A 313-nucleotide genomic window follows, 5' to 3' on the forward strand; every position below is an offset into this window, starting at 1 on the left:
CACAAGCAGGTGTTTTCTGGCCAGGGCGAGCAGGTAAGGTAGCTGCCGGTGAAGGGCGCTCAAATGTTCAAAATTCGTGTAGAGTAGCAGCAAGCTTCGTTGCGGTAATCTGCGGTTGGCGTGAGTGTACAGCAATCCAAAATCTGAATCATTGAAGCGGGTATTGACGTTGTATAAGGTCTCTAAAAGGAGATTTAGATGTGTCTTTTTCGAACTGGCGGGGATCACCTTTTCCATTTTATTAGAAAAAGTGATGAGTCCGGCTTTATCTTTCTTTTTCAGGGCAATGTTGGAAAAGGCCAAAGCGGAATTT

At 45.0% G+C, this 313-nt stretch carries 1 pseudogene; it reads right to left on the reverse strand.

The features are described from left to right. Positions 1 to 313: pseudogene (locus HC176_RS18680) on the reverse strand (DUF58 domain-containing protein); the annotation flags it as partial.

It is taken from the genome of Tamlana crocina (genome assembly GCF_012037625.1).